Annotated in this window: 21 protein-coding genes and 1 tRNA gene; 7 read left to right on the forward strand and 15 right to left on the reverse strand. The window is 34.4% G+C overall.

All coding sequences use genetic code 11. The features are described 5' to 3' along the window. The first annotated feature begins 1 nt into the window (after window position 1). On the forward strand, window positions 2-1,408 hold the full coding sequence (locus JE46_RS02415) for a 5-methylcytosine restriction system specificity protein McrC (protein ID WP_031453666.1): 1,407 nt from the start codon (window positions 2-4) through the stop codon (window positions 1,406-1,408). A 17-nt stretch (window positions 1,409-1,425) separates the two neighbouring features. Beyond that, window positions 1,426-4,635, forward strand: coding sequence for a type I restriction endonuclease subunit R (locus tag JE46_RS02420; RefSeq protein WP_031453667.1), 3,210 nt, complete (start codon window positions 1,426-1,428; stop codon window positions 4,633-4,635). A gap of 163 nt (window positions 4,636-4,798) precedes the next feature. Here the strand turns inward: JE46_RS02420 and JE46_RS02425 are convergent, their stop codons facing one another. Continuing rightward, window positions 4,799-5,185, reverse strand: coding sequence for a helix-turn-helix domain-containing protein (locus JE46_RS02425; RefSeq protein WP_031453668.1), 387 nt, complete (start codon window positions 5,183-5,185; stop codon window positions 4,799-4,801). Window positions 5,186-5,356: 171 nt separating this feature from the next. On the opposite strand from JE46_RS02425, the gene JE46_RS02430 reads away from it, so the two are divergent. From JE46_RS02430 to JE46_RS02450, 5 genes are all read left to right on the forward strand, one after another. Beyond that, window positions 5,357-6,223 carry a hypothetical protein gene (locus JE46_RS02430; protein WP_031453669.1) on the forward strand — a complete coding sequence of 289 codons (867 nt, stop codon included), beginning with the start codon at window positions 5,357-5,359 and terminating at the stop codon, window positions 6,221-6,223. A 5-nt stretch (window positions 6,224-6,228) separates the two neighbouring features. Further along, the gene (locus JE46_RS02435; RefSeq protein WP_031453670.1) at window positions 6,229-6,834 is read left to right on the forward strand and encodes a hypothetical protein; all 606 of its coding nucleotides are present in this window, start codon (window positions 6,229-6,231) and stop codon (window positions 6,832-6,834) included. Beyond that, window positions 6,791-7,336, forward strand: coding sequence for an IS630 transposase-related protein (locus JE46_RS02440; protein ID WP_031453671.1), 546 nt, complete (start codon window positions 6,791-6,793; stop codon window positions 7,334-7,336). Before JE46_RS02435 ends, JE46_RS02440 begins: the two co-directional genes overlap by 44 nt. Window positions 7,337-7,338: 2 nt before the next feature. Further along, window positions 7,339-8,241, forward strand: a complete 903-nt coding sequence (locus tag JE46_RS02445; RefSeq protein WP_031453672.1) for an IS3 family transposase — start codon at window positions 7,339-7,341, stop codon at window positions 8,239-8,241. Between the two features lie 156 nt (window positions 8,242-8,397). Then, entirely contained in the window at window positions 8,398-8,601 is a 204-nt protein-coding gene (locus JE46_RS02450; protein WP_031453673.1) for a hypothetical protein, read from the forward strand. A gap of 243 nt (window positions 8,602-8,844) precedes the next feature. On the opposite strand, the gene JE46_RS02455 is transcribed toward JE46_RS02450, so the two are convergent. The 14 genes from JE46_RS02455 to JE46_RS02520 all read right to left on the reverse strand — a co-directional run bounded on the left by JE46_RS02455 (window position 8,845) and on the right by JE46_RS02520 (window position 20,637). After that, window positions 8,845-8,932 (reverse strand) — tRNA-Ser (locus tag JE46_RS02455). A 138-nt stretch (window positions 8,933-9,070) separates the two neighbouring features. Further along, window positions 9,071-9,469 carry an acyl-CoA thioesterase gene (locus JE46_RS02460; protein ID WP_031453674.1) on the reverse strand — a complete coding sequence of 133 codons (399 nt, stop codon included), beginning with the start codon at window positions 9,467-9,469 and terminating at the stop codon, window positions 9,071-9,073. A 1-nt stretch (window position 9,470) separates the two neighbouring features. Then, the gene (ribB, locus tag JE46_RS02465; protein ID WP_031453675.1) at window positions 9,471-10,601 is read right to left on the reverse strand and encodes a 3,4-dihydroxy-2-butanone-4-phosphate synthase; all 1,131 of its coding nucleotides are present in this window, start codon (window positions 10,599-10,601) and stop codon (window positions 9,471-9,473) included. Window positions 10,602-10,603: 2 nt separating this feature from the next. Further along, window positions 10,604-12,058 carry an LptF/LptG family permease gene (locus tag JE46_RS02470; protein ID WP_031453676.1) on the reverse strand — a complete coding sequence of 485 codons (1,455 nt, stop codon included), beginning with the start codon at window positions 12,056-12,058 and terminating at the stop codon, window positions 10,604-10,606. An 8-nt stretch (window positions 12,059-12,066) separates the two neighbouring features. Next, complete coding sequence (locus JE46_RS02475; RefSeq protein ID WP_051872813.1) at window positions 12,067-12,759, reverse strand: LolA family protein; 693 nt, start codon at window positions 12,757-12,759, stop codon at window positions 12,067-12,069. A 7-nt stretch (window positions 12,760-12,766) separates the two neighbouring features. Further along, window positions 12,767-15,229, reverse strand: coding sequence for a DNA translocase FtsK (locus JE46_RS02480; RefSeq protein ID WP_031453678.1), 2,463 nt, complete (start codon window positions 15,227-15,229; stop codon window positions 12,767-12,769). A gap of 21 nt (window positions 15,230-15,250) precedes the next feature. Beyond that, window positions 15,251-15,625 (reverse strand): diacylglycerol kinase, encoded by a 375-nt coding sequence (locus JE46_RS02485; RefSeq protein WP_031453679.1) that lies wholly within the window; start codon window positions 15,623-15,625, stop codon window positions 15,251-15,253. A gap of 9 nt (window positions 15,626-15,634) precedes the next feature. Next, window positions 15,635-16,132 (reverse strand): thiol peroxidase, encoded by a 498-nt coding sequence (gene tpx, locus JE46_RS02490; protein ID WP_031453680.1) that lies wholly within the window; start codon window positions 16,130-16,132, stop codon window positions 15,635-15,637. Window positions 16,133-16,482: 350 nt separating this feature from the next. Next, window positions 16,483-16,740 (reverse strand): DUF6952 family protein, encoded by a 258-nt coding sequence (locus JE46_RS02495; RefSeq protein ID WP_008462029.1) that lies wholly within the window; start codon window positions 16,738-16,740, stop codon window positions 16,483-16,485. Between the two features lie 83 nt (window positions 16,741-16,823). Continuing rightward, window positions 16,824-17,132: a thioredoxin family protein gene (locus JE46_RS02500; RefSeq protein WP_031453681.1), complete on the reverse strand. Its 309-nt coding sequence runs from the start codon at window positions 17,130-17,132 to the stop codon at window positions 16,824-16,826. 159 nt (window positions 17,133-17,291) lie between these two features. Next, on the reverse strand, window positions 17,292-17,930 hold the full coding sequence (locus tag JE46_RS02505; RefSeq protein WP_031453682.1) for a peroxiredoxin: 639 nt from the start codon (window positions 17,928-17,930) through the stop codon (window positions 17,292-17,294). A gap of 124 nt (window positions 17,931-18,054) precedes the next feature. Beyond that, the gene (locus tag JE46_RS02510; RefSeq protein ID WP_031453683.1) at window positions 18,055-19,668 is read right to left on the reverse strand and encodes a glycoside hydrolase family 3 protein; all 1,614 of its coding nucleotides are present in this window, start codon (window positions 19,666-19,668) and stop codon (window positions 18,055-18,057) included. Window positions 19,669-19,670: 2 nt separating this feature from the next. Beyond that, complete coding sequence (locus JE46_RS02515) at window positions 19,671-20,120, reverse strand: GNAT family N-acetyltransferase (RefSeq protein ID WP_031453684.1); 450 nt, start codon at window positions 20,118-20,120, stop codon at window positions 19,671-19,673. A gap of 175 nt (window positions 20,121-20,295) precedes the next feature. Next, window positions 20,296-20,637 carry a tetratricopeptide repeat protein gene (locus JE46_RS02520; RefSeq protein WP_031453685.1) on the reverse strand — a complete coding sequence of 114 codons (342 nt, stop codon included), beginning with the start codon at window positions 20,635-20,637 and terminating at the stop codon, window positions 20,296-20,298. Window positions 20,638-20,649 lie beyond the last annotated feature (12 nt).

Raw genomic sequence — 20,649 nt, forward strand, 5'->3', positions numbered from 1 at the left:
AATGCGCATTAGCATACCAACTAATCATAATTTTTATGAAGAATTTCCTTTAACCGATAATCAGTTAAAGGAAAAGTTTGGCGTGCGCTCTGAAAAAGATATAAAGAATAATTTATTTTCAGCTACTTATGAATTTACGACTGAGAGTAAATCATTAGAACAATTACAAATATTTGGTTTCAAAAATAATCGAAACAAACTAGAGGAAGACAAACAACTTATACTGAAACTCTACTCTAAAGAATATCCAAATGAAAGAAAATACATTGTTCAAACTGGATTATTTGCTGGAGTTTTGTATCATAAAGGTTGCCAATTTAACATTACAACTCCTTATGGTGAAGTGTTTTTAAAAAGAATGCTAAACTTTGTAAATGATATTTATATTGATAATCAGGAGTCAAAAGTGGCTAAGTCAACGGAAACGAATGAATTTCAAAATATCATTGCATACCTTTTTATTCAATCTTTAGAAAAAGCTGCTGTCATGGGGCTGCCAAAAGTATATCAAACCCAAATGCAGCGTAGTCATAAAGTGAGAGGGAAAATAGATGTTAATGCCTACATAAAACATGATTTCCCATTTCAGGGAAAATTAACTACTTCTTTTCGTGAACAAATATATATTCAGGAAATAATTGATGTTTTATATCTTACCTGTAAAAAACTGGAGCAGAGTTTCGGGAAAGAAATACATAGAAAGATTCATGGGATATTCCAATTATTAAAACAAAATTATTCGGGTATTTATGCACAACATACTACTATAGAAAAAGCAAAAAAGCATAGTATTCTTCAAAACCCTATGTTTGGAGCTTTTAAAAATGTATTGATGTATGCTGAAATCATATTAAAAGATCAGAATTTAATAGTTCAAAATCAGAATGATAGTTTAGCTACGAATGGTTATTTATTTGATATTTCGCAGTTATTTGAAGTATATCTAGAGAAGCTTTTGAGCAGACACTTTACCGATTGGTTTGTTACGGGACAAGAAGAATTAAATGTTTATTCGGATTTATTTTATGGCAGAAAAATGTTTCCTGATTTAGTAATGAAACATAAAGAAACAAATAAAGTAATTGTTTTTGATGCTAAATTCAAGAAAATGAGATCTATAAAAAAGGATGTTGATAGAAGTGATTTTTATCAGATACATTCTTATATCCAATATTACCAACCCAATGTATTGTTTGGGGGATTATTGTATCCCTTTTCTGAAAGTATAAATACCGTAAAAGCACATTCTAAAAGTCTTTTTGGAAATGAAAACAACCCCCATTCTTTTATTGTTGATGGTATATTTATAAAAATAGATATGACTATGCCGAACATTATGCAAAGTGAAAAGGAATTTTTATTAAGAATTGAAGAGCTAATTTCGATGGCAACAATTTTTAATGATTAATAAATACTAGAATTGATATGAGCTACGAATATTCAGAAGACGCCCTCATAGAACAAGCCACTCAGGATGTATTGGAAGAGTTGGGTTGGAAAGTGGTTACAGCATGGACAAAAGAAAGCTGTGGAGAACAAGGTTTATTAGGTCGTGAAAACAAATCGGAAGTGATTTTAAAACGTTTTGTAATTAAAGCATTAGCAGATCTAAATCGTGATTTACCTCTTTCTGTCTATGAACAAGCGTATGAAATTCTGGCTCAAAAAGTGGCTGACAAAACATTAGCCAGCACCAATAAAGAGAAATACGAACTGCTCAAAAACGGTATTCCGGTAAGTTATACCAATGATAAAGGCGAACTGATAAAAAAGAAACTTAAAGTTTTTGATTATAATAATTATGCTAACAACGATTTTTTGGCCGTTCGCCAATTAGAAATTATAGGCGAATTGTACAGCCGTCGTCCTGACGTAATTGGTTTTGTAAACGGAATTCCTCTGGTTTTCTTTGAATTAAAAGCACACCACACCGATTTGCGTAATTCCTATAACGATAATATCAAAGATTATAAAGATACCATTACACAAGTTTTTCACAGCAATGCTTTCATCATATTGAGTAACGGTGTTGATAGCAAAGTAGGAACTGTGACCAGTCCGTACAAATTCTTTTTGGACTGGAAAAGAATTGAAGAAGAACAAGAAGGAGTAGTAAGTTTAGATACTATGTTACGCGGTACTTGCGCACCACATCGCTTGATGGATTTATTCGAAAACTTTTTATTATTTGATGATAATAGTGGCGATGTAGTTAAGTTGATGGCGAAAAATCACCAGTATATTGGTGTAAACAAAGTATTAGAAAATGTTCGCAATATTGAAGACCTTCAGGGAAAACTGGGAGTCTATTGGCACACACAAGGAAGTGGAAAGTCGTATTCAATGGTGTTTTTATGTGAAAAAGTACATCGTAAATTTGGAGGTGCTTACACATTTTTAATTGCCGTAGATAGAACAGAATTGGAAAACCAATTGTATGATACCTTCTCAGGTGTAGGTATTGTCAATGATAAAAATATAGTTGCAGGAAAAAAAACAGGACTAACGGGGCGAGATCATTTAAGAGAATTACTAGCTGAAAATCATCGCTATGTTTTTACTTTAATTCATAAATTTTCTATCGATCCTGAAAAAGAAACCGAATATCCATTAATTACAGATCGCAAAAACATCATTGTAATTTCGGATGAAGCACATCGTACACAAGGAGGAACTTACGCTCGAAATATGCGTTTCTTTGGCCTGCCAAATGCTTCTTATCTTGGTTTTACAGGAACTCCAATCATTAAAGATGAAGAAGAATTAACCAAGAATATTTTTGGAGAATATGTATCGATCTATGATTTCAAACGAGCCATAGAAGATGATGCTACATTACCCTTATTGTATATTAACAGAGGAGAAAAACTAGGAATAGAAAATCCTGAGCTGGATGAAAAAATGGCGGAGGTACTCGAAGACGAGAACCTTGGCGAAGATCAAAAGAAAAAATTATCGTATTTATTTCAAAAAAACTACCCGATTCTTACTGCAGAAACCAGATTGGATGCTATTGCAAAAGATCTAGTATGGCATTTTAACGAAAGAGGTTATCAGGGAAAAGCGATGTATGTTGCACTTGATAAACCTACGGCAGTACGCATGCATCAATTGATTATGAAATACTGGCCACTGTATCTAAAAGAATTAGAAGGTCGTATTGCAAATGCACAAGACCAGCAAGAAGCACAAGAATTGTGGCGTAAATATGATAAAGTTGCTGAAACAGAAGTTTGTGTAGTAGTGAGCAGCGAGCAAAACGAAGTAGATAAATTCCGGAAATTGAATTTGGATATTGAGCAGCATCGTCGTAAAATGGTAGAGCGAAATTTAGAAAAAGAATTTAAAGATGCTGAAAATCCTTTTCGTTTAGCCATTGTTTGTGCCATGTGGATTACTGGTTTTGATGCTCAATGTGTATCTACAGTTTATCTGGACAAACCTATTAAAGGACATACGCTCATGCAAACCATTGCGAGAGCCAATCGTGTGTATGATGATGAAAAAGAAAACGGTTTGATTGTCGATTATGGCAATGTTTACAAACAATTAGAGCAGGCTTATTCGGTTTACGGAGAAGGCGGAAAAGGCAACACAGGTAATAGAGGCGGAAAAGCTGTCGAGGAGATTGCCGATTTGGAAATTGAATTAAAAAAGGCAGTCAAAGAACTTAAAGATTATCTGCAAGGCATAAACTTCAAGCTTTCAGATTTGTTTACTGTAAAACCGATGGAAAAAATTGGCTTGTTAAAAAAAGCAGCTGATTGTATTTGTCTCAACGAAACAACCCGCACCAGTTTTGAAATGATGGCTCGCAGTGTTTTTAGAAAATATAAAGCTTTATTTCCAGAAGAACAATCAAAGGCATATATCAAAGAATTCAATGCAATTGATGCTATTTATAATTTATTAAATCAAAATGTAAAATCGGCTGATGTAACCGAGATTATGATTCAATTACAAAGTATCGTTAATGAAAGCGTATATTTAAGATCAGACGACGTTAAAGAACCTAAGAATGAAGTATATGTTGATTTAAGTAAGCTTGATTTTGAAAAATTGAAGGCCGCTTTTGCAAAAGCTTCTCACAAGAATACTTTGGTTTATGATTTACAGCAAGCTATTGATCAAAAACTACAACAAATGCTGAAAGAAAATCCGATGAGATTGGATTTTTATGAACGTTATAAAGAAATTGTTGAGGAATATAATAAAGGTAAATCGTTAGAAGATACGGTTACAGCCTTCAATAATCTGAATAAATTTATTATTGATTTAAGTTTTGAAGAACAACGTGCAGTTAGAGAGCAGTTAGAAAATCAGGAAACTCTGGCGATTTTTGATTTGCTTCGTGAAGGTAAAGAATTACAAGGCAATGATCTTAAACAAGTCAAGAAAGTAGCTCAGGAAACACTTGAAAAGTTAAAAGCAGAAAAATTAAAAATTGATCGCTGGAGAGAAAAAAGAGAAGTTACTGCGCAAGTAAAAAGTGAAATTTACAATCAATTACTTTGGCTTCCTCAAGAAGTTTATACAGATGAAGAAGTAAGCCTTAAAACGGTTACTATTTATCAACACATTTATTCCAATTATTACGGTTCAGGGAATAGTGTTTATGGCAGAACAGCTGTTTAAATAGTTTTTAAAAACTTCTCATGAAACCGAAAACCCTGATGGAAGCGACATCCTTTTGTGCCGGGGTTCGGCACAAAAGATACAGCGGACAGCAGGAAATAGCTCCATAAAAAAAGAGAAACTATGACAGTTTCTCTTCTAGAATTAATATATCTTATTAAGATTATTTCCCTTTCAATAATTTTTCTAAATAATCTACCTTTTCTTTTTCTGCTTGTAATAAACGTTCATATAGTTCAAGAATTTTATCTAATGGATTAATTGAACATAAATAATTATTGTTATTTGAACTACTATCAGTAAATGTATTATTGATAATATTAAAAACAGTTTCTTCACTAAATTGTCGAATTCCTTCAGAAGATACATTTAATACATTAGAGATTTTTTCCAAAAGAGTTTCCTCTATAGTTTCACTTCCTTCAATATTAGAAACAGACTGCTGGCTCACACCTATAGCAGCGGCAAGCGCTTCCTGTTTCATTCCTCTAAGCTCTCTGATGCGGCTTATATTTCTTCCAATATGTTTTGGTTTGGTGGCTGTGCTCATAGCTCAAAGATATTTAAAATTCCTGAAATTTTGCTGTTTCGGTAAAATACAAGTCCGCTTTGGTAAGATACAATTTCCATTAGTTCGGTACGGTACTCACGATCGCTTACTTGGGCTGTGTTAAACAAAAATACAATTATTCGGACAAGTAGCAACTAAAAAGTAAAAATTATGAATCCAATTGAATTTTCACAGCAAAAAGAAGTAATCGAACTCATTACAAGCCACATTAAAACAGCGGCTATTTATTGTTTTGGCAGGCAAGATACAGCCAGTAGTTCTAGCAGGATCCTTTATCCCGAAAAGGAACTGCAAAAAAAGCATGTTCATTTATACCTCTTAGTTTTTGTTTATGAAACCATAGAAAACGCTGCAGGCGATATAAACGATAAGATCAAAACAAAAACCCAGGGTTCTTTGACCGTTACTGTTTTGATACACCATGTAAAATGTCTTAAAAACCCGTGCCAGGACCAGCAGTTTTTCTTTTGGCAGATCATGCAGCACGCAGAACTGTTATTTCAGGATGGTAATAAGCCTCCGTATTTAAATAACAGTGAAACCCCAAAAAGAAATGTAAAAGCGACATCAAATTATATTGCACACAGGAAGTATATTATGGCTACACTCTGGAACTGGGTGTACAATGATGATGATCCTTCGAGTTCGGATGAAGTAAAAATGGCGGCTCTTCATCAAATAGTCGAGCAGATCTGTCTGTCATTAATTCGTGTTTTTATGGGCTACACCCCAAATCATTTTGCATTAGGGTATCTGTTTACGCTCTGCGAATATTTTACCACTATTACGGCAGATTTCTTTCCCCGGGAGACTCAGGAAGATAAGTCCATGTTTAATTTTCTTAAGCAACAGCCGTGCACCTTACGTTTCAGCAAGTGTAACGATGTGAATTACCTGTATTATCAGTTACTGGAAGAAAGGTGTGGCAAATTTAGAAAGCAGGCGGATATTTTGATACAAAATGAAATCGACAGGTTAAGGGAAGCTGAAAAGGAATCTGAAAAAATTAATCATTAGCAGTTATGGAAACAAAGGAATACAAAAAGCTTGTAAAATCAACAGCTGAGGCAAAGACAGCACTGCATATACTAATGCAGAATCCAAAAGAGAATCTGGAAGATGGGATTTCAGAACTGATCGAAAAGTTGAAAAATCCAAAACTTCACGTATTACTGGACAGATATCCTGATCTTTTGCAGGAATACGATCTGGAAGAATTACTTTCAGGTGACCTTGAAATAACTGATACTAAGATACAGGACGTCAGGACAGCAGGACTGCTGTCGTGCCTGCAACTGCTGATGCATTTTTGTTACGATCTAAAAGAAAATCCAAATCCGGCTGATAAGCAGTTTGACAGTCTCAGGTATATTTTAAATTCGATTACCTGTTCCCAATTTGTGCAGGAACTGCTCTTTATTGTGATAACAGTGGTCGGAGCAGACTATTACCAAAAGTTTCAACAGAGAATTGAAAACTTAGATTTTGATTTAGAAAGTGCAATAGCGCTGGAAAACGATCCTGAACTCAAACAGCACATTCACCTGTCTTGTCCTGAAATAGCTATACACAATTCACGAGTGTATGGAACACAAGGAACAGGAAGTTTATGCTCCCCGGGATCGTAAACAAAGTCATTATGACAAAAGATTGATTTTAAGAGTTGTAAAGGAAGTGGAAGCGGGTCTTCCACGCAAGGAAGCCAACCGTATTTACGAATTAGGCAAAAGTTGCCTTTATAATTGGATGCGTAAATATGGCTCTAGGGACTATCAGCAAAACGTTAAACGAAAAAGCTATACTAACCTGCAAAAGCGTACTGTTGTAACAGCCATAGAGCAAGGCCGGATGAGTATAAAAGAGGCGCAAACTGCCTATGGTGTAAAAAATGAAAAAATAATCCGGAACTGGCTGGCGCAATACAAAGTGGAAAAAGTCGAACTTTGTATTATAACCGAACCAGTAATGGCTAAAAAAACCAAACCATTCATCACTGCACAAGCTGAAGCTCTACAAAAAGCATTAGAAGAAGCAGAACTGAAAATTAAGGCACTCAACACGCTAATTGATGTAGCCGAGGAGCAGCTTAAAATTGACATCAGAAAAAAGTCTGGTGCCAGGCAGTCCTGAAAATGAAACATGACTATCCCAGATTAGGGATAGGTGTGTTATGCAGACTGTTTGGCAAAACAAGACATGCGTACTATGATGCTTTATGGCGAAAAGAAAATAGCCTGGTCAGGGAAGATGTAATTCTTCAGCAAGTCATTGCAGTGCGTAATGATCTGCCAAGGATTGGCACCCGCAAACTGCACTATCTTCTACAATCCTCATTGGAATCACACAAGATAAAAATAGGCAGGGATTATCTTTTTGATTTGCTTTCAGAGCATAAATTATTGGTGAGACAACGTAAAAGGAAGGCAGTCACAACCGACTCAAGACATTGGATGCGTAAGTACAGCAATTTAATAAGGGACATGCCTGTAATAAGGCCTGAACAGGTTTGGGTAAGTGATATCACTTATATAAGACTAATAAACCAATGGGGTTATTTAAGTTTAATTACCGATGCTTATTCCCGAAAGATTATAGGATATTGTTTTCGTAATGACCTGATGGCAGAAGGATGTATTGAAGCATTAGAAATGGCTTTAAAGAATAGGATGTATCATGAACCAATTATTCACCATTCAGATAGAGGTTCTCAATATTGCTCTCACCAGTATGTGAATCTGTTGCATAAAAATGCTATTGGAATCAGCATGACTGAAAATGGGGATCCTTATGAAAATGCTTTGGCGGAACGCGTAAACGGAATCATCAAGACTGAGTTCAATCTTCATGGTAGCCAGTTGGGTTTTGAACAAACCTATAATCAAATAAAGAAAAGTATTAAAGTTTATAATGAAATTAGACCACATTCTAGCTGTGATTATCTAACTCCAAATCAAGCTCATCTACAATCAGAGAACTTAAAGAAGAGATGGAAGAATTATAATAAAAAATTTAACTATGAAAAAACAGTTGTATAGTAAGTTTAGGATTAAGAATTATATTTGTATAACTATAATAGGATTTATTTAATAATCTGTATAGTTATTTTAGGACGGGACAGAACGGCACAAGAGGTATGGTTAAAGTATAGCAAAGGCATGGATAGTGTATGAATAGTGTATTAAAAACGAAACGTGATAACAAAAGGTACAAGGGTTTGTATTTATCCTAAAGATGTACAGTGCATTATGGGCAAAGAATATGCGCAGGCGAGATTGTATTTATTGAAGATCAAAAAGCATCTTAAAAAAGAAGATCATCAATTAGTTTCAATTCAGGAATTTTGCGAATATACAGGTCTTAAAATAGAGCATGTAGTGCGTTGCATAATTGGATAATCAGGAACAGTTTCGAGGCTGTCATAATGCTGTTTTTAAGAGTAGCCAGTTCAGATAATAGTGATGGTAAACAGGAAAGACAAATAATAAGTTTTAAGTATAAAAAAAACATGACTTTTTTAGGGTCATGTTTTACTTCTTAGCTATAATAGGTGTTTTTGAAAAAGTACAGAAAACGAAAAAGCCTTTAAACACTAGTGTTTAAAGGCTTTTGACTTTTAAAGTTTCTTTTGAAACTTCTACTGGCGGAGAAAGAGGGATTCGAACCCCCGGACCTGTTACAGTCAACAGTTTTCAAGACTGCCGCATTCGACCGCTCTGCCATTTCTCCAGTATGTTGCCATCATTTACTGATTGCGAGTGCAAATATAAGACGCTTTTTCGGTTTTGGAAACTTTTTTAGAACTTTTTTTGATAGATTTTCAAGTGTCTAATTATCAGTGTTTACGAAAGTGTAATTTTTTAAAAATTATTCTAAATCGTCTAAAATCGGCGTTGGTTTTTTGTTTTCATCTACGGCAACAAACGAAAAAGTTCCTGAAACTACCGTTTCGCGAAGTTCTGAATACATTTGCTCCATGAAAATATCAACATGAATTTTACAGCTTGTTCTTCCAACACTATCCACTTTTGCAACTAATTCGATTAAAGTTCCGGCCGGAATTGCTTTTTTAAAATCAATTTGGCCTGTAGAAATAGTCACCACCTTCTTTCGGCTGAATCGTGTCGCACAGATAAAAGCTACTTCATCCATAAGGTGAAGCGCCGTGCCTCCAAATAAAGTGTCGTAATGATTGGTGGTACTAGGAAAAACAGCTTTGAAAATATGTGTTTCTGATTTTATGATTCTTTCTTCTATTGTCCCCATATTAATAGTTCACATATTCAGTAATCTCCAATCCGTAACCAATCATTCCAACGCGTTTGGTTTGCTGGGTATTAGAAACCAGTTTAATTTTTGAAATATCAAGATCATGTAAAATTTGGGCACCGATACCATAGTCTTTAGTATCTATCACCACTTTAGGGGCTTTCATGGTTCCTGCTGCCTGTAAGGCTTTCAACTCAGAGATTCTGTTTAAAAGATTCACAGCAGTCATATCCTGATTGATAAAAATAACCGCACCTTTACCGTCTTCATTGATGATCTTAAACATATCATCCAATTGCTGATCGACATTATTGGTTAGAGTACCCAATAAGTCATTATTAACCTGAGAAGAATGGATTCGGGTTAAGATTGATTCTCCTAAATTCCATGTTCCTTTGGTTAGTGCAATATGTATTTGTTTGTTGGTGGTTTGCTCGTAAGCTCTTAATCTGAAAGTGCCAAAACGGGTTTCGATATCAAAATCTTCTTTTTTAACGATCAGACTGTCGTGTTGCATTCTGTAGGCAACCAAATCTTCTATCGAAACTAATTTCAAATTGAATTTTTTGGCAACTTCAACCAATTGTGGCAAACGTGCCATCGTTCCGTCTTCATTTAAGATTTCACAAATAACCCCAGCCGATTTAAAACCGGCTAATCTTGCAAAATCTATAGCGGCCTCTGTATGCCCTGTTCTTCGTAATACACCTCCTTGTTTGGCAACCAAAGGAAAAATATGACCCGGGCGGGCTAATTCATGCGGTTTGGTATTTGGGTCTACTAATGATAAAACTGTTTTTGCCCTGTCAGCGGCAGAAATTCCGGTTGTAACTCCATTTCCTTTTAAATCAATAGAAACGGTAAAAGCAGTTTCCATGTGATCTGTATTATTGGTTACCATTGGTCTCAGGTCAAGCTCCTTACAGCGGCTTTCAGTAAGAGGCGTACAAATTAAGCCACGGCCGTGAGTCGCCATAAAGTTGATCATTTCAGGGGTAGTTTTTTCGGCTGCAGCGAGGAAATCTCCTTCGTTTTCGCGATCCTCATCATCGACTACAATGATGACTTTACCTTGACGAATATCTTCTATAGCTTCTTCAATGGTATTGAGTTGTATTTTTGTTGACATAATTATTTTGGGTTTTGAGAAGGAAAAAACCTCTCGGAAATTTTCTGAAATAGTTGTTGAACAGGAGTTGTTATGGCATCAAAATTGACTAAGCCATTGTCGTTTGTAGCACGATAGGTTAATAAAATTGCTAGTGGAGATAATATAATCGAAGACATCCAGGCTCCCAGAAACGGAGTCATTCCGCCTTCTTGTGATAATCTTTTTCCAAAAGTATTGATGAAATGAAAAGTAATAAATATTAAAACCGCAAATACAATAGGTAAGCCAAGTCCTCCTTTTCTAATAATAGCTCCTAAGGGTGCACCGATAAAAAACATTAGAAAACAGGCAAACGCAATAACAAATTTTTCGTAAAGTGCCGTTAGGTGCTTATTGATGTCACGTTGTTTGTCTTTTAATTCCTTTTGAGTCGATTCTATAGAATAAATAGTGCTGGTCATATTACTGCTTGCCATATCTAAAATCGCCTTTTTTTGTTTAGTATCGTAAAGTGACAAAAGGTTGTTGGGTAATGACTTTTTTTTCTTATTTTCTTTTATAACTGCAACAAATTTTGATAAGCCTACACGCTGGTTTATGTTTTCAGTAAAGGAAACAACTTCATTGTCTCTGTTTTTATTTAATGAATCCAATGTGTAACGCAATTCATTAACATTTAGCATACTGCTGGTGCTGTTGATGTTTTCGTTTTCAGTATCTGTTTTGTTTAATTCTGATAGGTCTATATTAATAATTTGCTTTTTAAAAGCTCCTTTTACAAAAGGTAATTTCGCCCTGTCTTCATATTTTTTTGGAGTAACATCCTGATAATAATAGCCGTCATTAAGCACTAATTTAAGGATACTGGATTTCTCGCTGCTTATTAATTCTCCATTCTTGGCCTTTATAACCGTTTTGTTTTCCCCCATATTTGAAGGTTTTTCATGAATGGTAACACCTGTTAAAATATTTCCGTTTTCTCCGGATTTTTTATTTACCTTAATATTATAGAAGCCAACATCGTTAAATTGCCCTTCTGCTATTGCCATTGCAGGTTTGGCCTGAGCGATGTTTTTTCTGAAATTAACAAATTTATATTCGGCAAAAGGGATTACATTGTTAGAAAACCAAAAGGCAACAATACTTAATAATAAGATAAAAATAATGAGAACTCTCATGGCTCTCTGAAGGGAAATACCCGAAGATTTCATGGCTGCAAACTCGTAATTTTCAGCCAAATTACCGAAAGTCATTATTGAAGCCAATAAAACCGATAAAGGCAAAACAAGCGGTATAATCCTTGGCATTGAGAAAAGCAGGAACTTTACAACTAAGATCAAATCCAAATCTTTACCGGCTAATTCAGAAATAAAAAGCCAGACCGTTTGAAGTATGAATATAAAAAAAAGGATTACAAATACCGTAGTAAATGTAATCAGGAATGTTTTTAGTAAGTATTTGTCTAAAATTTTCAACCTTGTAATTAATCTAATTTATTGATGTAGTATTTTGGGTATTTACTCGCCACAAAGGTAAATTGATTTTTTGATAAAGGCTGATTGGTTTTAAAAGAATTAACGGTTAAAGTGGTTTTTGTACCATTTTTTCCTGTTTCAATCAAATTATAAATGTGTTTGGTCTGCACATCAATCCCTAAAAGGATTTCTTTTCGCTGATCTTTTCCGCTAGTTGGTACTAGTTTGATATATTGGATTTTTCTTCCTTTTACATTTTGAACAATATCCATGTTGTATTTATAACCGGAATTGAAAAAAGTAAGCATTTTTGAAGGTGTGATCGCATTATCATCCTTTTCATTTACTTTAGAAATAGTAACTTCTTCGTCCTCAGGAACAATGGTGTATGTCTTTTGTCCGTCAAATATTTTAGTAACACCCATGAAATTCAATACATATTGATTGCCTTTCATAATTACATTTCCTTTACTATCCTGATTAATGTTTTCTTTGGCGTTGTTTAAAGAGTATTTAAAATCAATAGAAATATTGTTGTAGCTTTTTATTTTTGCGGTTACCTGGTTCAATAAATCTTTGGCTTTTTTATCCTGAGCCTGAACAGAAGTAAAGCTTAAAAGCAATAAAATTGCCATTTGCAGGCATTTTTTACTCATTTTCATGATAGAATTGTTTGTGATTTCCTGAATTTTCATTTTCATGATGGGGTTAATTTTGTTCATTATTAAAAAATTGATCAAGAGCACTTAAATCTAGGATATTTACGTTTCGGGCTTTACTGCCTTCAAAAGGGCCAACAATTCCGGCTGCTTCCAATTGATCAATCAAACGACCAGCTCTGTTGTAGCCTAATTTTAATTTCCTTTGCAATAATGAAGCTGAACCTTGTTGTGCATTGACAATAATCTCTGCGGCTTCTCTAAATAAAGTATCTCTTTCAGAAATATCCATATCAAGATTGATGCCAGTTTCCTCCCCAACAAACTCCGGAAGCAAATAAGCTGTGGCATACGCTTTTTGTGAGCCAATAAAATCTGTGATTTTTTCGACTTCAGGAGTGTCAATGAAAGCACACTGAACACGCACCACATCGTTACCATTTGTATATAATAAATCTCCACGACCAATTAGCTGATCGGCTCCTTGTGTATCTAAAATTGTTCTGGAATCAATTTTAGAAGTTACCCTAAAGGCAATTCTCGCAGGGAAATTGGCTTTAATCAAACCGGTAATAACGTTTACCGAAGGTCTTTGTGTGGCAATAATTAAATGAATACCAATCGCACGCGCTAACTGAGCCAGACGGGCGATAGGAATTTCGACTTCTTTACCTGCAGTCATAATTAAATCGGCGAACTCGTCAACCACCAAAACAATGTAAGGTAAAAATCGGTGGCCGGCTTCCGGATTTAATTTTCGGGATTTGAATTTTTCGTTGTACTCCTTAATATTACGAACCATTGCATCTTTTAATAAAGAATAACGGTTGTCCATTTCGGTACAAAGCGAATTTAAGGTGTTGACAACTTTTGCATTATCAGTAATAATAGCATCTTCCGTATCCGGTAGTTTGGCTAAATAATGTCTTTCAATTTTATTGAAAAGTGTAAGTTCGACTTTTTTCGGATCGACCAGAACGAATTTTACTTCTGCCGGATGTTTTTTGTATAGGAGGGAAGTTAAAACCGCATTCAATCCAACAGATTTTCCTTGTCCAGTAGCACCTGCCATCAAAAGGTGGGGCATTTTGGCTAAATCCACAACAAAAGTTTCGTTTGAAATCGTTTTACCCAGAGCAATTGGAAGTTCCATTTCAGCTTCCTGAAATTTAGCAGATCCAATAACACTTTTCATAGAAACCATAGTAGGAGTCTTATTTGGAACTTCAATACCAATAGTTCCTTTTCCGGGAATTGGTGCAATAATACGAATTCCTAATGCAGAAAGTGACAAGGCAATATCGTCTTCTAGACTCTTTATTTTAGAGATTCTGATTCCGGCTTCGGGTACAATTTCATATAAAGTTACCGATGGTCCAACGGTTGCTTTTATCTGTGCAATTTCTATTTTGTAGTTACGAAGTGTATCTACAATTTTGTTTTTATTTTCTTCTAATTCTTCCTGATTGATTGTAATTCCTCCGGTCGAGTATTCTTTTAATAAATCGATTGTCGGAAATTTATAATTTGATAAATCCAAAGTTGGGTCAAATAATCCGAAATCAGCAACTAGTCTTGAAGCAAGGTTTTCCTCTATAATATCTTCTTCTTCGGCTTTTTCAATAACAAATTCTTCGTTATGATGAACCGGTGCTTCTGTTGCCGGATTTATATTCATTTCAACCGGCTTTAAAATTGGATTTAAATCAATTTCTGATGAATTTGTAATAGTCGGTTTTAAAGCCTCTTTGTTGATTTCAAACTTCGTATCATCTTTCTTTAAATGTATATTATCTAATTCCGGGTCTTCTTCCTCAATAGCAAACTCTTCCAGGTTATAGGCGCTTTCAGGTTCCTGATGCTGTTGCGGTTTTTTTATAGAATCCAGCTCAGATTTTAATTCATTTTTAGCAGAATCAAAATAGGACTGAATTTTTTCAGGAGATACTTTGATTTTAAAAATCAGATAGACAATTAATCCAAAAAGCAGTGTAAGTAAAGTTCCTGTTTTTCCGATGTAATCTTGAAGAAATAAATTGAGTTCGTATCCAATTGTTCCCCCTAATTCAGGTGCTGAAGTAGCAAAGAATCCAAACAATACAGAAACAATGATAATGGCAAATAAATCCCAAAACCAAATGCTTTTCAGCCTTTTGGTAGACATTTCTAATGCCAGAAATAATCCGGTTAAGAAAAGTAGACGAACCACTATAAAAGAAGCTAAGCCGAAACCTCTGTAAACAATAAGGTCAGCGAGATAAGCTCCGAATTTTCCCAGCCAGTTTTGCACTTCTTCAGATCGGTCATCAAGCTGGCTGACTGCACTTTGATCAGTCTGCCATTGTCCGTTGACATAAAAAGAAATAAATGCGACTAATAATGCAATAGAAAATAATACCAAAAGGCAGCCTAAAACAAATTTCTGTTGTTTGGATAGTTTCCAGGATCTTTTAGAGTCAGCTTTTGGTTCGTTTTTTTTGTCTGTAGTTTCTTTTTTAGTTGTTTTTGCCATTCTTGAGTATATCCTATTTGCCTATATAAATTTTGGTATATAAATAATCAAGCCTATTACTATTGCTGTCATTGCGGCAAAAAATACTGCTCCTGCAGCAATATCTTTAATAAATCCGATTCGTTTACTGTAATCAGGATGAATAAAATCGGCGATTTTTTCAACAGCCGTATTTAATCCTTCCACACTTAATACAAGACCAATTGCAAAGATTTGAAAAAGCCATTCTTCATGAGAAATGTCAAAATAAAAACCGGCAATAGTCAGTAGTATTCCAAGAGAAAATTGTACCATAACGCTGTGTTCGGTACTTATTAGTTTAACAGCTCCCTTAAAAGCGTATGTCACGCTTTTAAGTCGGCCTTTAACAAAAGTATTGTCTTTTTGAAATTCCATTTAATGGGATTATAATGCTGCTAAAGCTGCTTCGTAATTTGGTTCGTTAGCAATTTCAGCAACTTGTTCTGTATGTACCACTTTTCCGTCTGCGTCAACTACGATGATTGCTCTTGAAAGTAAACCTTTTAATGGTCCGTCAATGATATCTAAACCATTTGTTTTTCCAAAAGAACCATCCTGAAAATCAGATAAATTTACTACATTTTCTAAACCTTCAGCACCACAAAAACGTTTTTGAGCGAAAGGTAAATCTCTTGAAATACATAAAACAATTGTATTTTCTAATTCGCTCGCACTTGCATTAAAAGTTCTGACAGATGTTGCACAAGTACCTGTATCAACACTTGGGAAGATGTTTAAAACTAATTTTTTACCAGCAAAATTGCTTAAAGATGCAACTGATAGATCGTTTTGTACTAAACTGAAGTCAGCTAATTGTGAACCAACTGCCGGCAATTCGCCTGATGTATGAACCGGATTTCCTCCTAATGTGATAGATGCCATGATTTTTGTTTAAAATTAATGAGGTTCAAAAGTAAGGATTAATATTTGAATGTAAAAGTATTTGTTGTTGCTAGTAAGAACAATTAGGGGAGTCTTAAGACAATCAATTGTCTTTGAATTTATCATTACGAGCAGCGAAGCAATCTCATGCAGAGTAAATCTATTTTTGCGTCATGCGAGTGTGGTTGCTCGTTTTCTTGCAATGGCTATGCATGTGATTACTTTTGTGAATATTTAAAAGGTTTTATTAGCCGTTTATGGCTCGCCCAAACTATAATTTAATTCATAAAAAAAGCGCTTCTTAATTCAGAAACGCTTCTTCAGTTGTTTTTTGTTTTTTAAGTGGCTGACTATTTGTCGATCGAACCTAAAACACGTTTCATGAACGTATTTAAAGCTTCTTTTTTATCTGTTCCCTGCGCAACCAATTTTTGTACTTCAAGAGCGCCGTACATATTCGAAATCAATTCGCCGATTACGTCTAATTCTTCATCTTTAAGTGAAGGAATTTCAGTCATCGCTTCCAGAACTTCGATTGTTTCAATGATATAATCCTGATCGTTTTCCTCGATAAATTGTGTTAAATGCTTGATTACGGGTAATTTCATTTTGTTGATTGTTAGATTGTTGGATGATTGGATTTTTAGATAAAGATTCGAAAAATCTAACAGTCTAAAAATCTAAAATCTATTTAGGCAATTGCGTTTACAAGATCAATTAAAACTTCTTGTTTGTTAGTCTGCGTTTCGCCAACTAATTGTCCGTTTACGAAAGTTGCAAATGTAGGCAGGTTGCTTACGTTGGCTAATTTTCTTGATTCAGGAGCATTTTCTGCATCAACCAAAACAAAAGTGATAGCTTCATTTTCTGTTGCTAATTTTTTGAATTTTGGTTTCATAATACGGCAATTTCCACACCATGAAGCTGAATATTGTACTACTACTTTTTCGTTTTTAGCAACTAAATCTGCTAACGTATCTTCATTTAAGTCGATTAACATAGTTTATGTATTTAAATTCCAAGTTTATAAATTCCAAATTCCAAATCTTTCGATTGAACTTAGAAAAATCTAAATTTTGAAAATATTATTGATTTTTAAGAGAAAAATTCCAAATCCCAATTGGAATTTGGAATTTTAAAAATTTGGAAATTTTATTTCTTAGTTTGCGCTTAAGTATTCAGCAGTACTAACTCTGTCAGCAGACATAGCTTCTTTACCAGCTTCCCAGTTTGCAGGACAAACTTCACCTTTAGTCTGGATGTGTGTGTAAGCGTCAACCATTCTTAAGTATTCGTTTACGTTACGTCCTAATGGCATATCGTTTACACTTTCGTGGAAGATTTTTCCAGTCTCGTCAATTAGGTAAGTAGCTCTGTAAGTTACATTTGAACCTTCAACGATTACTGAATCAGTATCTTCACTGTAGCTTGTAGATTCGATGTCAAGAATTCCTAAAATATTAGCTAAGTTACGGTTAGTATCTGCTAAGATTGGGTAAGTAACACCTTCGATTCCACCGTTGTTTTTTGGAGTGTTTAACCACGCAAAGTGTACTTCGTTTGTGTCGCAAGAAGCTCCAATTACGATAGTATTTCTTTTTTCGAATTCTGGCAATGCAGCTTGAAAGGCGTGTAATTCAGTTGGACATACAAAAGTAAAATCTTTTGGATACCAGAACAATAGTACTTTTTTGTTGTTGTTTACTGCTTCTTCAAAGATGTTGATTTTTAAGTTATCACCCATTTCTGAGATAGCATCTACTGCAATACTTGGGAATTTTTTTCCTACTAAAGACATATTTTTCGTTTTAAATTAAAATTTATTTCTGGTGCAAAAGTAGGACATAAGTATAAGTAGTTACAATAAGATGTGATTATAAAAATTTATAAGTTGATAAATTTTGACTATTTAAGAATGTAATTTACTGAATATCAATATTTACGGGTAAAATACCATTAAAACTATTTTTTTCTAAAAATTTAATTCCAGCTGTTTTTTGAAACTCTTCAAAATCCTGATACGCCTGAATTAACCCTGAAGCTTTTTTAAGATTCGGAATAAGGGGTAAAACGTACGGATTTCCGAAAACGTAAACAATGCATTTTTTGGTTTCCAATAAATTTGAAAGCAATTCGAAAACTTCATTATTTACTTCGAAATTATTCAAGGGTTTAGCCTTTGGAACAAATAATGAAATGATGATGGTTTCGAAATTTTCTAATTGATTTTTTATTGAAGATATATCCGAATCCTCTAAACTTTCAAAAGCAAATTCCGGTGAAGGTAATGTTGTATTTAAAGTTTTTAAAAATGTGTTTTCAGTGTTTTTATATAAACTAATCTTGGCTAATGTGTTGTTTTTACAAGCTTTAACGGCTAAATCTGAAATTCCGTTGTCTATGATTTTTGTGATGCAATTCTGAGCGATTTCAAGATTTAATTTAGAAGTATTTTCGAAATTCAATTCACCAGAAGCAAAAGTTTCATTCGAAAACAATCCTACTTTTTCTTTGGCTTTTCTGATTCTTTCATAGCTTTCGAAAATACGGTCCGGCGAAGCATTTTTAAAGATGGCTTCAATTCCTTCCGGAACATTTTCGGCGAAGCATAAAACATCGTTTCCGGCGTTGAAGGCTTCCCATTCTAATTGACCTTTAGTTTCATACAATTTAGAAACACTGTGCATGTTTAACGCATCAGAAATTACCAAACCATCATAACCTAATTTATCACGCAAAAGATCCTGAATTACCGCTTTTGATAAAGTTGCTGAAGTATCTTTTCCGTCATTTAAACTCGGAACAGCTAAATGTCCAATCATTATCGAATCGACATTATTTTCGATTCCTTTTATGAAAGGATATAATTCGTTTTCCAGTAATTCTTCAAGAGTTTCTTTTAAAACTGGTAATCCCAAGTGTGAATCCACGTTAGTATTTCCGTGTCCGGGAAAGTGTTTTAGACAGCCTAAAATGCCAACCTCGGACATTCCTTTTAAATATTCAACCGCAAAATTGGCAACTTTTTCTTTATTTTCACCAAAAGAGCGGTATCCAATAACCGGATTATTAGGATTATTATTAATATCAGCCAAAGGCGATAAATTATAATGAATTCCGGCTGCTTTTAAATCCAATCCGATTTGTTTTCCGACTTCATAAATCAGATTTGAATTGTTTTCAGGCAGAGCACCAAGTGTGATTGCGTATGGATATTGCGGTGTTTTTTCGATACGCATTGCCAGACCCCATTCTGCATCAATACTAATTAAAAGTGGGGTAGAAGCTGCTTTTTGATAACGAACAATCAGCGCTTTGATTTTTTCGTAACTGTCGTCATTAAAAACAATTTTTTGCTTGCTTTCGTAATTCGTTGCAGCGCTCGCGCGACTATGGAAAAAAGTCAGTCCGCCAATATTAAAGTCTTTAATAAGACGCTCTGTTTTCTGAATATTTTCTTCGGTATCGTTGATGAATACTGCTGGAAAGAAAAATTGTCCTATTCTTTGTCGTAATGCTTCGGCTGTCATTTTCATTATTATAAAGTCTTTTTCATGCAGACACTATTATCCATTTTTTCGTAAGGCGGATAATTGGGAATTATGGTATAATTTAATTTTTGATATAAGTTGATGGCTTCCGGCTGATTCCTTCCGGTTTCGAGAATGGTGTAGGTGTAGCCAAGTTCTTTAGCCCAGATTTCTAATTCGGCTAAAACTTTTGAAGCAATTCCTTTTTTTCGAAAATCAGGATGAACGTACATTCGTTTTATTTCGGTTTTGTCTTTTTCTTTTTCGCGAAAAGCACCACAGCCAACCGGAATTCCGTCCTCGTAATAAACGATTGTGTGTTTTATTTTATCGGTTTTATTATACTGATTATAAAAAGCATGATCTTCGCCATCTCTAATTGCTAAATCCTGATCTAATAAAGCAACCAGATTTATAAAATCGATATCGTCTGAATTGGTTCGTTTTATATTACTCATGATTTAAAATATTTTAATCAGTATCGTTTGATTTTCTAACACATAGTATTTAGGTATTGGAAAAGGCGTTTCACTTTATTAAAATACAAATAGCTATGTGTTGAGAAATTGACTTTCTCTTTTTTATTCTTTCACACAAAAAAAACTATGTTTCTATGTGTTTAAAAAAAATATTTTATTTCAGTTTAGCTTTTTTTTGCTTAGCCAATTGTTTTTTAGTTTCAATTGCTTTTTCCAGTCGGTTTTTAAAACGGAAAAGTTTTGGAAGCCCTTCTAACCGATCTTCGATTGTGATTTCTTCGTACACAATAATTGCTTTTTCTAAAACCCGAATTTCGTTGTCCAGATCGAGTTGGTTTTTGTAAATTGTAGCCAATCGATCATAAGGATGATTTCCTTTAAAACCTTCGGTAACATTTTCTTCATAGAGCTCAATTGCTTTGTCAAGATTTCCGGATTTTTCGAACTCACTTCCTTTCAGATTGCGTTCGGCCTGCAAATTTTCATTGATTTCCATAGGTAAAAGTTT

Source organism: Flavobacterium chungangense LMG 26729, from assembly GCF_000735715.2.
GTDB lineage: Bacteria > Bacteroidota > Bacteroidia > Flavobacteriales > Flavobacteriaceae > Flavobacterium > Flavobacterium chungangense.

Excerpts from the sequence above, each read along its gene's own strand:
- JE46_RS02415 (WP_031453666.1), top strand. The coding sequence starts at position 2 with ATGCGCATTAGCATACCAACTAATCATAATTTTTATGAAGAATTTCCT.
- JE46_RS02505 (WP_031453682.1), bottom strand. The coding sequence starts at position 17,930 with ATGTCTTTAGTAGGAAAAAAATTCCCAAGTATTGCAGTAGATGCTATC.
- JE46_RS02435 (WP_031453670.1), top strand. The coding sequence starts at position 6,229 with ATGGAAACAAAGGAATACAAAAAGCTTGTAAAATCAACAGCTGAGGCA.
- JE46_RS02480 (WP_031453678.1), bottom strand. The coding sequence starts at position 15,229 with ATGGCAAAAACAACTAAAAAAGAAACTACAGACAAAAAAAACGAACCA.
- JE46_RS02420 (WP_031453667.1), top strand. The coding sequence starts at position 1,426 with ATGAGCTACGAATATTCAGAAGACGCCCTCATAGAACAAGCCACTCAG.
- JE46_RS02520 (WP_031453685.1), bottom strand. The coding sequence starts at position 20,637 with ATGGAAATCAATGAAAATTTGCAGGCCGAACGCAATCTGAAAGGAAGT.
- JE46_RS02460 (WP_031453674.1), bottom strand. The coding sequence starts at position 9,469 with ATGGGGACAATAGAAGAAAGAATCATAAAATCAGAAACACATATTTTC.
- JE46_RS02515 (WP_031453684.1), bottom strand. The coding sequence starts at position 20,120 with ATGAGTAATATAAAACGAACCAATTCAGACGATATCGATTTTATAAAT.
- tpx (WP_031453680.1), bottom strand. The coding sequence starts at position 16,132 with ATGGCATCTATCACATTAGGAGGAAATCCGGTTCATACATCAGGCGAA.
- JE46_RS02485 (WP_031453679.1), bottom strand. The coding sequence starts at position 15,625 with ATGGAATTTCAAAAAGACAATACTTTTGTTAAAGGCCGACTTAAAAGC.
- JE46_RS02440 (WP_031453671.1), top strand. The coding sequence starts at position 6,791 with ATGGAACACAAGGAACAGGAAGTTTATGCTCCCCGGGATCGTAAACAA.
- JE46_RS02510 (WP_031453683.1), bottom strand. The coding sequence starts at position 19,668 with ATGAAAATGACAGCCGAAGCATTACGACAAAGAATAGGACAATTTTTC.
- ribB (WP_031453675.1), bottom strand. The coding sequence starts at position 10,601 with ATGTCAACAAAAATACAACTCAATACCATTGAAGAAGCTATAGAAGAT.
- JE46_RS02425 (WP_031453668.1), bottom strand. The coding sequence starts at position 5,185 with ATGAGCACAGCCACCAAACCAAAACATATTGGAAGAAATATAAGCCGC.
- JE46_RS02500 (WP_031453681.1), bottom strand. The coding sequence starts at position 17,132 with ATGTTAATCGACTTAAATGAAGATACGTTAGCAGATTTAGTTGCTAAA.
- JE46_RS02445 (WP_031453672.1), top strand. The coding sequence starts at position 7,339 with ATGAAACATGACTATCCCAGATTAGGGATAGGTGTGTTATGCAGACTG.
- JE46_RS02430 (WP_031453669.1), top strand. The coding sequence starts at position 5,357 with ATGAATCCAATTGAATTTTCACAGCAAAAAGAAGTAATCGAACTCATT.
- JE46_RS02475 (WP_051872813.1), bottom strand. The coding sequence starts at position 12,759 with ATGAAAATGAAAATTCAGGAAATCACAAACAATTCTATCATGAAAATG.
- JE46_RS02495 (WP_008462029.1), bottom strand. The coding sequence starts at position 16,740 with ATGAAATTACCCGTAATCAAGCATTTAACACAATTTATCGAGGAAAAC.